At 62.0% G+C, this 14,346-nt stretch carries 12 protein-coding genes; 9 read left to right on the top strand and 3 right to left on the bottom strand.

What is annotated here, in order from left to right; translation table 11 throughout:
• The first annotated feature begins 215 nt into the window (after positions 1–215).
• From OXI69_05930 to OXI69_05905, 6 genes are all read left to right on the top strand, one after another.
• Positions 216–1,187: an MBL fold metallo-hydrolase gene (locus OXI69_05930; GenBank protein MDE2665670.1), complete on the top strand. Its 972-nt coding sequence runs from the start codon at positions 216–218 to the stop codon at positions 1,185–1,187.
• A 44-nt stretch (positions 1,188–1,231) separates the two neighbouring features.
• A complete protein-coding gene (locus OXI69_05925) occupies positions 1,232–2,572 on the top strand; it encodes a hypothetical protein (protein ID MDE2665669.1) in 1,341 nt (446 codons plus the stop codon).
• Positions 2,569–3,801, top strand: a complete 1,233-nt coding sequence (locus tag OXI69_05920) for a hypothetical protein (GenBank protein ID MDE2665668.1) — start codon at positions 2,569–2,571, stop codon at positions 3,799–3,801. Before OXI69_05925 ends, OXI69_05920 begins: the two co-directional genes overlap by 4 nt.
• Before the next feature lie 2 nt (positions 3,802–3,803).
• Positions 3,804–4,397, top strand: a complete 594-nt coding sequence (locus OXI69_05915) for a thiamine pyrophosphate-dependent enzyme (protein MDE2665667.1) — start codon at positions 3,804–3,806, stop codon at positions 4,395–4,397.
• Positions 4,398–4,920: 523 nt separating this feature from the next.
• Positions 4,921–6,915 carry a 2-oxoacid:acceptor oxidoreductase subunit alpha gene (locus tag OXI69_05910; protein ID MDE2665666.1) on the top strand — a complete coding sequence of 665 codons (1,995 nt, stop codon included), beginning with the start codon at positions 4,921–4,923 and terminating at the stop codon, positions 6,913–6,915.
• 122 nt (positions 6,916–7,037) lie between these two features.
• Entirely contained in the window at positions 7,038–7,919 is an 882-nt protein-coding gene (locus OXI69_05905; protein ID MDE2665665.1) for a thiamine pyrophosphate-dependent enzyme, read from the top strand.
• A gap of 202 nt (positions 7,920–8,121) precedes the next feature.
• On the opposite strand, the gene OXI69_05900 is transcribed toward OXI69_05905, so the two are convergent.
• The 3 genes from OXI69_05900 to OXI69_05890 form a co-directional block, all read right to left on the bottom strand.
• Entirely contained in the window at positions 8,122–9,519 is a 1,398-nt protein-coding gene (locus OXI69_05900; GenBank protein MDE2665664.1) for an amidohydrolase, read from the bottom strand.
• 64 nt (positions 9,520–9,583) lie between these two features.
• Complete coding sequence (locus tag OXI69_05895) at positions 9,584–10,273, bottom strand: HAD-IB family phosphatase (protein MDE2665663.1); 690 nt, start codon at positions 10,271–10,273, stop codon at positions 9,584–9,586.
• A 455-nt stretch (positions 10,274–10,728) separates the two neighbouring features.
• The gene (locus tag OXI69_05890) at positions 10,729–11,046 is read right to left on the bottom strand and encodes a hypothetical protein (GenBank protein MDE2665662.1); all 318 of its coding nucleotides are present in this window, start codon (positions 11,044–11,046) and stop codon (positions 10,729–10,731) included.
• A 286-nt stretch (positions 11,047–11,332) separates the two neighbouring features.
• Here OXI69_05890 and gap point away from each other — a divergent pair, with 286 nt between their 5' ends.
• The 3 genes from gap (at position 11,333) to OXI69_05875 (ending at position 14,052) form a co-directional block, all read left to right on the top strand.
• Positions 11,333–12,343, top strand: a complete 1,011-nt coding sequence (gene gap, locus OXI69_05885) for a type I glyceraldehyde-3-phosphate dehydrogenase (GenBank protein ID MDE2665661.1) — start codon at positions 11,333–11,335, stop codon at positions 12,341–12,343.
• A 3-nt stretch (positions 12,344–12,346) separates the two neighbouring features.
• Positions 12,347–12,826 (top strand): DUF309 domain-containing protein, encoded by a 480-nt coding sequence (locus tag OXI69_05880; protein MDE2665660.1) that lies wholly within the window; start codon positions 12,347–12,349, stop codon positions 12,824–12,826.
• Positions 12,827–13,089: 263 nt separating this feature from the next.
• Complete coding sequence (locus tag OXI69_05875; protein ID MDE2665659.1) at positions 13,090–14,052, top strand: cache domain-containing protein; 963 nt, start codon at positions 13,090–13,092, stop codon at positions 14,050–14,052.
• Positions 14,053–14,346 lie beyond the last annotated feature (294 nt).

Here is a 14,346-nt window from a genome sequence, read left to right as displayed (position 1 = left end):
GCGGCGCGTGCAGCCCACACCATCAACCAACAATCCTGTAAATCCTGTCTATCCATGTAAATAGGCCATGGACTCCTGCTTGATCATGAAATGGTTTCACGCCACCCGACGCCCGGGCGTTGTTTCAGGGCAGGGTGTCTTGTGTCTCGGTTCCGTCGGGCGTACAATCGGTTCCACTTGCGACCGCGACGGGACTGCCGGAGGGAGGTAGGATCATGCGAATCGTCCTCATAGCCATCACCGCGATCGGCCTTTGCGTGGCCTGGAACTGCGCCTCAGATCCGCCCCTTCCTTCCGAGACCGACACCCTCAAGCGGATCACCGAGGGGGTGTGGTTCCGGATGGGCGAGCGGGAGCACGGACACTGCAACAACGTGGTCATTGACCTCGGAGAAGGTTTGCTGGTGGTGGACGCCAACTTCCCGAGCGGCGCCCAGGCGCTCATGGCGGATATCAAGCAGGTCACCACCAAGCCGGTCAGCTACGTGTTCGACACCCACCATCACGGGGACCATGCCTATGCCAATGCGGTCTGGACCCGGGCCGGCGCCACCACGCTGGCACATATCGGCGTGGCCGAGGAGATGAAGCGCTACGAGCCTGCCCGCTGGCAGCAAGCGGCCCGGAACCGCGAGGATGTGGCCGCCGTGGGCGAGGATACGGTGCAACTCCCGCAAAAGACGTTCAGCCAGGTCCCGCACGTGCTGGAGGGAGCCAGCCGGCGGGTGGAGTTTCATCACTTCGGATGGGCCCACACGCGCGGTGACGGCATGGTCTATCTGCCGGACGACAAGATCCTTTGCACGGGCGACGCGATCGTGAACGGGCCCTTCAACTACACGGGCGACGGCAACACGGGCAACTGGCCGAATGTGGTCAGCCAGGCCATGGAGCTGGGCTTCGAAACCATCCTACCGGGCCACGGCTCCTCGGGAGGTCGAGAGGTTGCCGAAGGGCAGCGGCAGTTCTTGCAGGAAATCAACGCTGCCGTCGAGAAGGCCTTCGAGGGCAAGACGCCGCTGGAAGACCTGGTGACGCTGGAGGACGGAGCCGGCGTGGCTACGACCGTGAAGTTGTCGGACGACGTCGGCAACTGGGTCGGCAATCGCTTTGCGGAACAGGTGCGAGTGCGGTACGCGGAACTCGCCGAGGGCAAGCCTCACGGAGAAATTCTGGGCGGACCCTAGCCGGCGCTTGGCACCAACGAACAAACCTCCCCCGAGTTCTTCCCATGACCCCTTCCCGGCTTCCAATGATCTCCCGCAGGACGGTGATGGCGGGGATACCCGCGGCTCTGCTGCTCACGGGCTGCCGTCCCGTAACGCCCGGACGCCCCAGGATTGCCGCCCTGGTCACCGAATACCGCCGCCGGGCCCACGGCCAGCACATCGTGGACCGCTTCCTGGGCGGTTACAACTGGGGAGGTCGATTTCACCGCCCCCCCATGGACGTGGTGTCGCTCTACGTTGACCAGGTACGAGAGAGCGATCTCAGCCGCGACCGGGCACGCCAATACCCCTCCATGAAGATCTATCCCACCATCGCCGAAGCGTTGACGCGGGGTGGAGACAATCTGGCGGTCGACGGCGTCCTGCTGATCGGAGAGCACGGGACCTACCCCCGCAACGAGAAGGGGCAGACCATGTATCCACGCTACGAGTTCTTCCGGCAGATCGTGGACGTCTTCCGGGCCAGCGGCCGCAGCGCGCCGGTTTTCAACGACAAGCACCTCTCCTGGAAATGGGAATGGGCCGAGGAGATGGTGGAAACGGCCCGGGAGCTGGACTTTGCCCTGATGGCCGGCTCCAGTATTCCGGTGGCTTGGCGCCTTCCCCCGTTGGAGATTCCCTCGGACGCCGAGGTGGAAGAGGCCATGGTGATCGGGGCCGGCGGCGGAGCCGACAGCTACGGCTTTCACGGGTTCGAGGCGCTGCAGTGCATGGTCGAGCGGCGGCGGGGAGGGGAAACCGGGGTGGCAGCGCTGGGAGCGGTCCGCGGTCCCAGGGTGTGGGAGGCGCTGCGCGCGGGATCCTGGGACCAGGGTGGATGGGATTCCGAACTCTTCGAGGCCTGCCTTTGCCGCAGCCTGGCCCTGACCTCGACCCGGGAGGGCTTCGACCACAGCTACCCGTCCCTGGAGGAAATACCCGGGCTGGTCAAGGACCGGGTCACCGACACCGGCCCTCAACTGGATCAGCCTCTGGCCTTTCGCTGCGAATATGCCGACGGGATGAAAGCCACGCTGCTTCTGTTGGAAGGTCTCTCCATGGGGTGGACCTTTGCGGCCCGTCTGAAAAACCCGCCGCGGCTGGTTTCAACACACTTTTACCTTCCGGTGCGCGGGTTGGGCGGGGGCGCCGAAGCCAACTTCTTCAGCCCGCAGGTGAATGGCGTCGAGAAGATGTTTCTGACCGGCAAGGCAACCTACCCAGTGGAACGGACCCTGCTGACCGGCGGAATGACCGAGGCGGGCGTGGATTCCCTGTGGCGAGGGCAGAGTCGCCTTGAAACGTCCCACCTGGCGGTTCGCTATCGACCTACTCCCGAACCCACCTATCGGAGACACTCGTGACGGAGCGGCGCACTTTCCTGAAAACGGCTTCGGCTTCCCCCGCGGCCAGCTTGACGAACCGAGCCCGGCCAGGCGCCAAGAGGTTGGCCATCCTGGCTTCCCGCTGGACTCCCGGCTCACCGGCCCGCCAGGTCGCAGACCGCTTCCTTATCGGCTATCCGCGAGAGGGCAGGTGGCACCGGCCCGCCATGGATGTGATCTCTCTCTACGTGGACCGGACTCCTGATGCTGACCAGAGCCGGGAGCGCGCGGCCGAATTCGGCTTCAGGATCTACTCATCCGTCGCCGAAACCCTGCGTTGCGGCAGGGACCGGTTGGCCGTGGACGGGGTGTTGATGCTAACCGGACAGGGAGACGATTCGCGCAGCGCCCTCACGGGGTCCGACTTGCTTGAGCCACTGGTCAAGGTCTTTGAGGAGGACCGCCGGGCCGTTCCGGTCTATTGGGATGAACCGCTCGGCCTCGCGCAAGCCCGCAGGATGGCGGAAGCCTCCAGGCAACTGAAATTCCCGGTGCTGGCCGGATCCTTTCTGCCGATGACCTGGAGGCTGCCTCCTCTGGAGTTGCCGACGGGCAGCCGGGTGGAGCAGGCCCTGTTGGTGGGCATCGGCTTCGGGCGCTCCGATCGCTATCGGGCCCTGGAGACCCTGCAGGCCATGGTGGAGCGGCGCGGGGGCGGCGAGACCGGTGTCAGGTCGGTACAATGGGTGGGGGGGCAAGCCGTGTGGCGGGCCGGAAACAGCGGCCGTTGGTCCCGGGATCTGCTGAAGGCAGCCGTGGCCCGATCCGATTCCCTGCAGGGCAAGACCTTGAAGGACGGGCGTCCCCGGGATCTTGTCGACACCGGGGAGTTGCCCCGGCTGGTCGAACATCCGGAAGCCTGCCTGGTGGACTATTCCGACGGACTGAGTGCTGCCGTTCTGATGCTCAATGGAGCCGTGGGAGACTTTACCTTTGCGGCCCGTCTGGGCGACGTTTCGGGAGTGGCATCGACCCAGTTCCTTCTCCCCCCGGAACCCAACCGTGCCGGCTCGGCCTGTCTCGCCGCCCGGATCGAGGACCTGATTCGATCCACGCGAAGTCCGGTTCGCCCCGAACGGGCCTGGGTCGCCGCCGGCATCCTGGATCGCTGGATGGAATCCAGAAAAAAGAAAGGCGTGACGCTGGACACTCCGGAACTGATGCTGGAGTACCGGCCCTCCGCCGAATCCTGTTTTTGCGGATCCTGATCGTGTTGACCAAGCAGGAACTGTTGCAACCCCTGGCGTCACTGAGGACGGACGAGGTGGTGGTGACCACGATGGGCGCTGTGCGGCCCTGGTCCAGGTTCTCGGACAGCCCCTTGGACTTCGCCTCGGCGGACAGCGCCATGGGCCACGTTGCCGATCTGGCCCTGGGCATTGCCCTGGCCCAGCCCCAACGCAAGGTCATCTGCCTGAACGGTGACGGCAGCCTCTTGATGACTCTGGGCTCCCTGGCGACGGTAGTAGAAGCCGGAGCCCCCAACTTGATCCTCTTCACGGTTGAAAATCGGACCTTTGAAATCACCGGCAATCAAGCCATTGCGGGCGCCGGCCGGGTGGACTTCACCGGGTTGGCCCAGGCGGCGGGTTTTGCCCGGACCTACGCTTTCGACGACCCGGCGAACTATGCTCGGACCCTTCCCACGATTCTGCGGGAACCCGGGCCGGTGTTTGTGAATGCCCGGGTCGAACCCGGATCCGAAGGTCCGCTTTCCCGCAGCCGCAAGGGGGAGCCGGTGGCGTACCTGCAACCCTCGCTGGCCGAGTCGGCCCACCGATTGAGGAAAGTCCTGACGGAATGAAGGAGGGGCTGAATCTCTGGAGTTGTAACTACATTGACATATGAATCAGCTTTTGTGAATTTCGGATTGTGAACTTTTGAATTGAAGAAACGTCCATTGTCCTGATTCCCCAATCAGCCATCCTCAATTGACCATTGATTGCTTGTCGGCCCGAGGCGAAGCCTCGCTCGATAAACACCGCTCATCCCCCCGGGTTCATTTATTGTTAGCGACTTGACGGGTATCTCTGATATTCTGATACACGGCGCGGGTAGCGCGTTTGATGGCCGGACAACCCATTTGGCCAGGCGGCGCTCCCGCGCTCATTCAGGGGCGGCAGCGCCGCCCGGTTCGACGGCATTACCGGAATACACGATATTTAATTCACATTCTCTGACATTTTGCAGTGGGAATTTCCGGCTCGTGGACGGCTTGTGGAGCCTTCCTTGGGGAAGCCACGGACACCTGGGAAGTCCTCCGGGGACAGGAGGGCCTGGCGCCACGGTGACCGGCACGGCCGGTTGCAGGCTTTGAAAGGAGAAACATGAAAGAAGTGACCTTGGGAATAGGAGGAGCCGCCGGCGACGGGTTGGACAAGACCGGCGACACCTTTGCCAAGACCGCCTCCAGATTGGGGCTGTATCTGTATGCCTACAACAGTTACCAGTCCATCATCCGCGGGGGCCACATCTGGTTGCGAGTGAGGATGGGAGAGGAAAAGGTCTACTCTCACGGAGATCACCTGAATCTGCTGATCGCGCTCAACCAGGACACCCTGGAGAGGCATGCCCGGGAAGTGGAGCCCGGCGGAGCTGTCCTGTTCAATTCCGACAAGCTGACCCTCGACTCCTCGCTTTTCGAAAGCCAGGTTCTGCCGGTGCCGATGCCCGTGCGGGAGTTGCTGAAGCCGCTGGGGAAAACCCTTCCCGTCATGCAGAACACGGTATCCCTGGGAGCGGCCATCTTCCTGCTGGGACTGGATTTCGAAATGATGGCCGAAGTCCTGGCCGACACCTTCCAGCACAAGGGCCAGGAGGTGGTCAACCAGAACATCCAGGTGGCCAAGGCGGGTTACAACTACGCCAAGGATAAGTTCGTGCCTCTTGGGTACGAATGGAACTTCAGCCGCATCCGGAGACCCTTCATTACCGGAAACGAAGCCATGGCCCTGGGGGCGGTCGCCGCCGGCTGCAAGTTCTATTCCGCGTACCCCATGACCCCCGCTTCCACCATCCTGCACTGGATGGTCGCTCATGCCGATCGTTGCGGGATCGTGGTCAAGCAGTGCGAGGACGAAATTGCGGTCGCCAACATGGCTGTCGGCGCCGGCCTGGCCGGGGCTCGCTCCATGTGTGCGACCTCGGGCGGCGGGTTTGCCCTGATGACCGAAGCCGTGGGGCAGGCCGGCATGATTGAAGCGCCGGTCGTGTTCATTACGGTCCAGCGTGGCGGTCCCTCGACCGGGATTCCCACCAAGACCGAACAGGCCGATCTGAACCAGGCGCTGGGGGCTTCCCAAGGCGATTTCCCCCGCATCATCATGGCTCCGGCCGACGTGACCGAAGCCTACTATACCGCCGCCGAAGCCCTGAACCTGGCGGACAAGTACCAGCTCCCGGTGATCATTCTCTCCGACCTGCTGCTCTCGGAACATCCCGAGACCATCGAGAGGGATGCGCTCAAGCCCGATCTGGTGATCGACCGCGGCCAACTGGTGACCGAATGGCCGGAAGACAACGGCACCTACAAGCGATACGCTTTCACCGAATCGGGAATATCTCCCCGAGCCCTGCCCGGGACCAAGAACACGGTTTACGTTTCTCCCACCGATGACCACGACGAGGAAGGGATTCTGATCAGCGACGAGTACACCAGTCCGCCGGTGCGGCGCAAGGTGCAGGAAAAGCGCATGAGGAAGCTGGAAGGAGCCCTGAAGGAGTTGCCGCCTCCGCAAATCGAGGGGCCGGAGGACGCGGATGTCACCCTGGTCGGCTGGGGGTCCTGCAGGGGAGTGATTCGGGAAGCCGCCGAGATGCTGAGATCGGAAGGCATTGCCACCAATCAGCTCCATTTCAAGTATCTGCTGCCCTTTCACGCCAAGGAGGCCCTGGAAATCCTGAATGGATGCAGGAAGACCATCGGCGTGGAGGTGAACTACACGGGTCAATTTGCCCGTCATTTGAGGTCCGAGACCGGCTTCTCCCTGGATGACATGGTCCTGAAGTATGACGGGGAGCCTTTCGAGCCGGCCTTCATCGTGAATCGGGTCAAGGAGATCGTGGGAGGCGTGTCGCTGTCGCTGGAGGTCACTCGAGAGGAGGCACAGGAGATTGCCTATCACTACATTCGTACCCATTTGGGCAACTCGGTGCGTCCGGCCTCCATGCAGGTGGGGAACGGCGTGTCGGCAGAAGAGCCCACCTGGTGCATCGAACTGGTGAGCCGTAACGGCGGCGAAAAGACCGGAGACCTGTTCGTCGGACTGCGAACCGGATCCACCCATGCCTGGCAGCCGGTCTCGACGGTATCCACCGATTGAGAAGCACAACCGACGGAAGTCGGCGACACAACCGACAGATCGATCGGGTTTGGAATTACTTTGAATTTGATTTGGCGCGCCGGCTGAACGGGCGCGGGAAGAATGGAGAGGCTTAAACCCCTATGGAAATGACGATTTCTTTACCCATCAGCACCTATGAAAGCATCATCGATCCGGACTGGTGTCCGGGCTGTGGCGATTTCGGTGTTCTCAGGGGCGTCAAGATGGCCGCCGGAAAACTGGGCATCAAGCCCGAGGAGCTGTTCACCGTCTCCGGAATCGGTTGCTCTTCCAACCTGCCGGGCTACATTCATGCCTACGGCGTCCACAGCCTGCATGGCCGGGCCGTGGCCGTGGCTTCCGGGATCAAGTTCGCCAACCAGGACATGAACGTGGTGATCACCGGCGGGGATGGAGACGGCTACGGCATCGGTCTGGGCCACTTCGTGCACGCCATGCGCCGCAACCTGGATCTCACCTACATTGTCATGAACAATCAGATCTACGGATTGACGACCGGCCAGGCCTCCCCCACCACCATGAAGGAGGTGCGCACCAAGTCCACCCCCCGTGGGAACGCCGAAATGCCCCTCAATCCCATCGCGCTGGCCATTGTCTCCGGCGCCACCTACGTGTCCCGGGCCTTTTCAGGCGAGCCCAGGCACATGGCCGATGTCATCGCCGGCGGCATCGCCCACAAGGGATTTGCCCTGGTGGATGTCTTCAGTCCCTGCGTGACCTACAACAAGATCAACACCTATCCCTGGTTCAAAAAGCGGGTCTACAAGCTGGAGGATGACTCGGACTACGATGCCACCGACCATCAGGGAGCCTTGAAGCGGGCCTACGAGTGGGGGGATCGCATTCCCCTGGGCCTCTTCTACCGGGAGGAGCAGCCGACCTACGAAGAGAGCGAACCGGCCTTGAAGGAAGGCCCCCTGGTTCACCAGAAGCTCGGGATGGAAAAGGAGCTGTTCGACGATCTGATGGAGGAGTTCGTCTAGGACCTACAAGGACTCGTCCCCGAGGAGTTTTCCGGGACGAGTCGTTTTTTGCAGCAACGCCAGTTGCCCACCATTGGCCCCGGGCTCACGCCTGGGGCGACGCGCGGCTGACCCGCGTCAGCCGCGTCCTTCCGGAACACACTGCCTCTCCGGATAACAGTCAATAAGGTCTCCGGGCCCTCTCCCGGAAACCGTCCATCCGTCAGGGATTCAGCAACTCGAGTGCTATGGACGTCAAGGCCTTGACGCCCGTCTTGAGGGTGGGCTCCGGGTCGGGTGCGTAACGGCTGGAGTGGAGTGAGGGCAGGCGAGGGGCGCCCGGTTTCTTGCTGGCCTCCATCTTCTGCGGGGCAACCGCGCCGAGCCAGAACATGCAGACTGGCACCTTCTGAGGGGTCCTTCCGTAGAGGCCGAAATCCTCTCCCCCCATCACCGGTTTCAGATCCAGCACGTTGTCCTTGCCCAGCACCCGGGCCATGGCTTCGCTGGCCCGCCGCGCCAGTGCCGGATCGTTGTAGGTGGGTGGAGTGCTGTCCAGGATCGACATCAGCGGCAAACGGTCCGGGGGCACCCCGGCGGCGCGGGCAATCCCCTCAGAGATCCGCCCGATGCCGTCGCGGATTCTGTCTCGGGTTTCATCGGTGTAGTAGCGGACGGTGAGCTGGAGCCGGACCTCGTCGGGAATGATGCTGTGCTTGCTGCCCCCGTGGATGGATCCCACCGTGACCACCGCCGGGTCGATGGCCGGAATTTCCCGGCTGACAATGGTCTGGAGCGCCAGAACGGTTTGGGCGGCCATGACCACGGGGTCCTTGGTGGTGGAGGGATAACCGCCGTGTCCCGACACGCCCCGTACCACCAGATCGACGGAATCGACGCCGGCAAGGGCATAGCCGCTGCAGACGCCCACCCGCCCCGCCTGCATGCCGGCGTCGTTGTGGAGCGCGATGGCGTAGTCGGGGACCGGAAACTTCTCGAACAATCCATCGGCCAGCATGGCCCTGGCGCCGGCCCCCCGTTCTTCGGCGGGCTGAGCCACCATCAGCAGGGTGCCCTTCCAACGACTCTTCTCCCGGCTCAGTATGCGCGCGGCACCCACGAAGCAGGTCATGTGGACGTCGTGGCCGCAGGCGTGCATGAGGCCGATGGATTGGCCGTCCGGGTCCTGAATGCGGACTTGGCTGGCATATTCCAGGCCGGTCTCCTCGGTGATGGGTAGCGCGTCCAGGTCGGTTCTGAGCATGAGGGTGGGCCCCTCCCCGTTTCTCAGTAGACCGACGACGCCGTGCCCTCCAATGCTCCGGCTCACCTCGAAGCCGGATGCCTCCAGCTCCCGGGCCATGCGCTGAGCGGTACGAACCTCTTGAAAGGCGATCTCGGGGCTGGCATGCAGGTGCCGGTAGAGCTCGAACAGGGAGGGGTATTCACGATCCACCCTGGGAGGGATCCAGGAGAGATCGGACCCGGATGACTGCGCCAAGCCCGACCAGATCAGCAGGATGGAGAACCAGCAGAGACTCGCCACCGAAAGGTTCCGCCTGGCGACGGCATGGATGAATGAGGTGTTCCTTTGAGAGGGGGGCTTGGATGGTATTCTCAAGGCTTCCGGAACCTCCGATTCAGTAATCACCAGGACACCCTTGGGTTACCCGGGAGGCATGGATTCAATGCCTCGGAGACTCGGTCCCGTTACCCTGGATCAGGTGGCGGGTGATGGTGGCCCCGACCGTGGAGAAATCCTCCAGGGGAAAGAACGGCAACTGTTTCTGCCGGCAGAGATTGGCCAGCCTGCTCCGGGCAAAGACGAGGTCAGCCTGGTTGGCGGCGCGCAGGTCGGACAACCCATCTCCCAGGAAGGCGGTGGCATAGCCTGCCGACCGGGCCCGGACCAGGGCCGCGCCCTTGTCGTGACCCCAGGGCGTGTCGTCGAGGAAACGCAAGGTCCAGCGGTGGTCGATGATTTCGAGGGGATTGGCCAGCAGCTTCACGTGATCGAGCCCGTAGGGCGCCAGCAGTCGCTCGATGACGTCCTTGATGCCGGCACTCAACACGGTCAGGGGGATTTCACGGCGCCGGCACCACTGTGCAAAGGGTGGAAAGGATTCATCGATTTCAACCCGCTGCCTGAGAAAGTCCAGGACCTGGTCGAGGCTGCCCCGGATGGTGGCCACTTCGGCCGCGATCCCGTCCCGAAGGGAAATTTCTCCGCTGGCGATCTTGCCGCCGATGTCCCTGCGAAACTCCACCCCCCCGAAGGTCTCGGCCAGCAGATTGATGGTGTCGGGATGGGCGATGGTCCCGTCGAAGTCGCTGAAGACGGCCACCCGACGGGTTTTGGAACTGGAGTCACTCATGAGATTCCGGCAGACCCGCGCCAAGGGATGCGGGGGATCGATCAAGGCCGAGTCCCGGTTTGAAATATGGGGCAGCAGCCCCATCCGGGACTGGTGACCGCGGAGACGAACGAGATCATCCTTCAAGTGGGTCCCGGCGCACAACTAAAATCGTTTTCCTTCAGGAGAGTGCCCAAAAATGTTGATTGCCGTTCCCGCCTCAGGACTTCTTGGGACAGTGATTTTAGGAACTGTATGAGAATCTATTGGAGACTAGGGTCACGCTATGTCCGGCGGCCGTGGGATGAGGAAGGGTCGGTGGTCGGACCAGCGAAGTCGTGAAAACCCCAGGTGCCAAGGGTCGCCCAACGGAAGAATCCGGCAATGCAGGGACAGCCAGGGCTACCTCAGGATTCATGTCCTCGGAAGGCGCGGGAGTACTGAGGGCCCAGCAAGTGCATCCTGACCGGCAAGGTTCACGGGTTTAGGGGGAATCTGGATACCTCTGCAGCGAAGCCCGCAAAGAACCAGGCGTTTGCAGCAATGAGCGACATGCTGGTTGTCCTGCCGGGTAAGCCTTCAAGCCGGCGAATAGCCAGCGCCGCCAGCAGGTAAAAACCAACCGGAAACAATCCCCAAACCTCGAATCTCGGCGTTGCCGCAAGGTATGCCGACGCCGGTAGGACAAGGCCAGCCGCCACAAGAAACGGAGTCGTCTTGCGCAGGATCACTCCGGCAATGGCAACTGGAACACTAAGCGCCACGGCCGGCCAGAAAAACAGGGTAACTATCATGATTCCGATCCGAGCCGAAGATCAGCCAAGAGAACTCTCTCCTTGCGCCGATACATGGATTGAATTGCTGGGAACCAGTGGGCAGATCCTACTACTCTGGTTTGCGAAGAGCCAATAGATTGGTGTTAATTCGTGGTTCTTCCTGGATGAATCTCTTGTCAACTATGCCCGGGACCATTTCCGTCCCCGATGAGTGGGAAAAGCTGGAGGTTGTGGCTGGGTTCTGCTGTTAGAATGGGGGGGCTTTCGCGAGCCTTTTGGAATACTTTTCGAGGAGACTGCAAATATGGCAAAAAAGATCGGCATCAATGGATTTGGCAGGATTGGACGGCAGGTTCTCCGAGCGATTCTGGAGAGACATCCGGATACTATCGAGGTGGCGGCCGTCAACGATCTGTTTCCCGCCGAGACCAATGCTCATCTGCTGAAATACGATTCCACTTACGGACCATTTCCGGGGGTGGTCGCGGCCGAAAACGGTTCCCTGGTGGTGGACGACCGAAGGATCAGGATCCTGGCGGAGAGGGATCCGGCAGCCATCGGATGGGCCGACTTGGGTGTGGAGCTGGTGATCGAGTCCACCGGGGTCTTCACCGACGCCAACAAGGCCAAGGCCCACATCGAATCGGGCGGCGCCAGAAAGGTGATCATCTCCGCACCGGCCAAGAACGAGGACATCACCATCGTGCTCGGGGTCAACGGGGACCGATACGACCCTGAGAATCATCGGGTGGTCTCCAACGCTTCCTGCACCACCAATGGCCTGGCTCCGGTAGCCAAGGTCCTCTATGACCGCTTCGGCATCCAGAAGGGACTCCTGACCACCGTGCACGCCTACACCAACAGCCAACGGCTGCAGGATCTGGCGGCCAAGGATATGAGGGACGCCCGCTCGGCGGGTCAGAACATCGTGCCGGCGGCCACCGGAGCCGCCAAGGCGGTGGGCCTGGTCATCCCGGAGCTTCAGGGAAAGTTCGGGGGCATGGCCTTCCGGGTGCCGACCCCCACTGTCTCCGTCATCGATTTCACGGCCGTACTGGGGCAGGCGGCTACCCGGGACCAGCTGCGCCAGGCCATGCTCGAATATGCTGAGGGTTCCATGAAGGGCATCCTGGAGGTGACCGACGAGCCCCTGGTCTCTACCGACTTGAAGGGCAGCACCTTCTCTTCCGTCTTCAGCGCGGTGGACACCATCGTCATCGACAACCTGGTCAAGGTGGTTGCCTGGTACGACAACGAGTGGGGCTATGCCTGCCGAACCGCCGACTTGGCCGCCATCATGGCCGGCAAGCTTTGACCGGTGCAGCCAACCGATCCAAGCCGACCCATTCGCAAGAAGTCCCTGTCCGAGCTGAACCTGTCGACTCTCACCCAATTTGTCCTGACGGCCCAGGACCGGACAGACTTCCACAGGGGAATCCGGCTATTCAACCAGGCCAGGTTCTGGGAAGCCCATGAAGCCTGGGAGGCGGTGTGGCTGCGCCATCCCGAAGACGGGCGCTTTTTCATCCAGGGGCTCATCCAGTTGGCGGCCGCCTACCACCAGTTGCGGCGCAGGATCTATCGGGGCTTTCTCATCCACCTTCGCCGAGCCCAGGAACGCCTGGTGCTGTTTCCGGATCGATTTCTGGGCATTGACGTGGCCGGTCTTCGCAAGGAGATCCGCGGGGTGCTTGCACCGGAAGACGTAAGTAAATCGGTGCGTGGAGCCGACTATTCCCGGATCGTGCCCCCCCGGATCCGGGTGGTGGACCCGCCAACTCCCCGGGAACGTCGTTGAACGAGTGGAAATACCTGTCCCCGCGTCCCGCAAGATCGTGTCGATATTGGGATAGCTTAAACTTCCGCGGCATGATGGATTCAGCTTCCTGGAGCCTTTAGAAGGATCTGGCAGGGCATAGCCTGTCCGCGTTCTGTCAGGCAAGACCCACAAGTTGAGCAAAGCCATTCCAGTAATTCACCAACCCCCCAAACTTTTTCACCTATAATTCACATTGGGTACTCTAGATGTCCTTACGCTGCCAAAATTTCGGAGAATTGACCATGATTCGATGCAGTTGTCTTTCCCTTCTGGTTTCGTTTGCCACTGTTCTCGTCTCGCCGGCCCTGGTCTCGGCTGATACTTGTGCGGAGCGCTTCGTTGCGGCCAGCGCCGTGCGCAACCAGGGTGATGTCCAGGCTTTTGTCCAATGCGCCTACGAGTTTGTCCAGGAAATGGGCATCGAGGAGGCCCGGCGAGCCTTCAACGAGGACGAGCAATGGAAGAGCGGCCCCACCTATATCTTCGTCGACGAAGTGACTCCCATGACCGACATGGCTCGAGCGTTCGTCTTCCCACCCGACCCCTCCAGGGAGGGGGAGCCCTGGGGGCTGCTGATCGATGCCTTCGGCAACGACTACTACAAGGAGCTGACTCGTGTCATGGGCCACTCCGACGAGGGCTGGATCTACTATTCCTTCACCAATCCGGCCACCGGCAGGGATGAGCCGAAGGCTTCCTATGTCAAGGCACTCGACTGGAACGGAACTCCGGCGGCGATCGGCGCAGGAGTCTATCGCCGCGACATTCCGGGTACCTGCTGGAGCGAAGAAGTCCACGCCATGGAGCTGGAGGAGGATCCTTCCCCCGAAGGGCTGCAGGAGTTTGTCCGCTGCGCGGCCATGGAGTTGGATTCCGGAGGGTATTTCGCCTCGGTCAGTCTGGCCAACGATCCCCGTTGGCGAGCCGGCTCCATCTACCTGTTCGGGCTGGACACCTACGGCTACACCCTCTTTACCGGCTCCCCGGCAAATCCCTTGCTCGGCTCCGAGTTGTCCTCCAATTTCATCGGCAGTTTCGGGGGACGGAACGTTCTGGGCGTTGCCAATGCTTTTGGTGAAACCTTCCTCTACTACTCGAACCGGAATCCGGGCACCAACCAGTGGCAGCGCAAGGTGACTTTCGTCAAGCGGGTCACGTCTTTTGGAGTTCCGGTGCTGATCGGAGCCGGCTATTACCTGGATTGAGGGGATCCGAGCACAACCGGGCAGCCGCTGACAGGCCCGGTAGTGTTGTGTGTACACGGTGAGAACCATCGAGCACGTTTGCCGGATCCAGAGGGGTTGTGCCGGACTTACGTGAAACACCGCTGTTTCGCCCTTTATCAGCCGCGCCGTAGCACGGTCCGGAGCCGAGCCTTGACCCCCACCGCATCAGCCTTCGCCATTCGGCGCTGCTTTGCGGCGTCGCGTATGCCCCCCTCCGCATCAGCCTTCGCCTGCGGCTCGGCTTCTGCGACTCCCCCTCAAGGGGGGAGTGAT

The organism is Acidobacteriota bacterium, from assembly GCA_028875575.1.
GTDB lineage: Bacteria > Acidobacteriota > Terriglobia > Versatilivoradales > Versatilivoraceae > Versatilivorator.
Note: the sequence above shows the minus strand (reverse complement) of the source record. Positions and strands in the feature narration are given on the sequence as shown.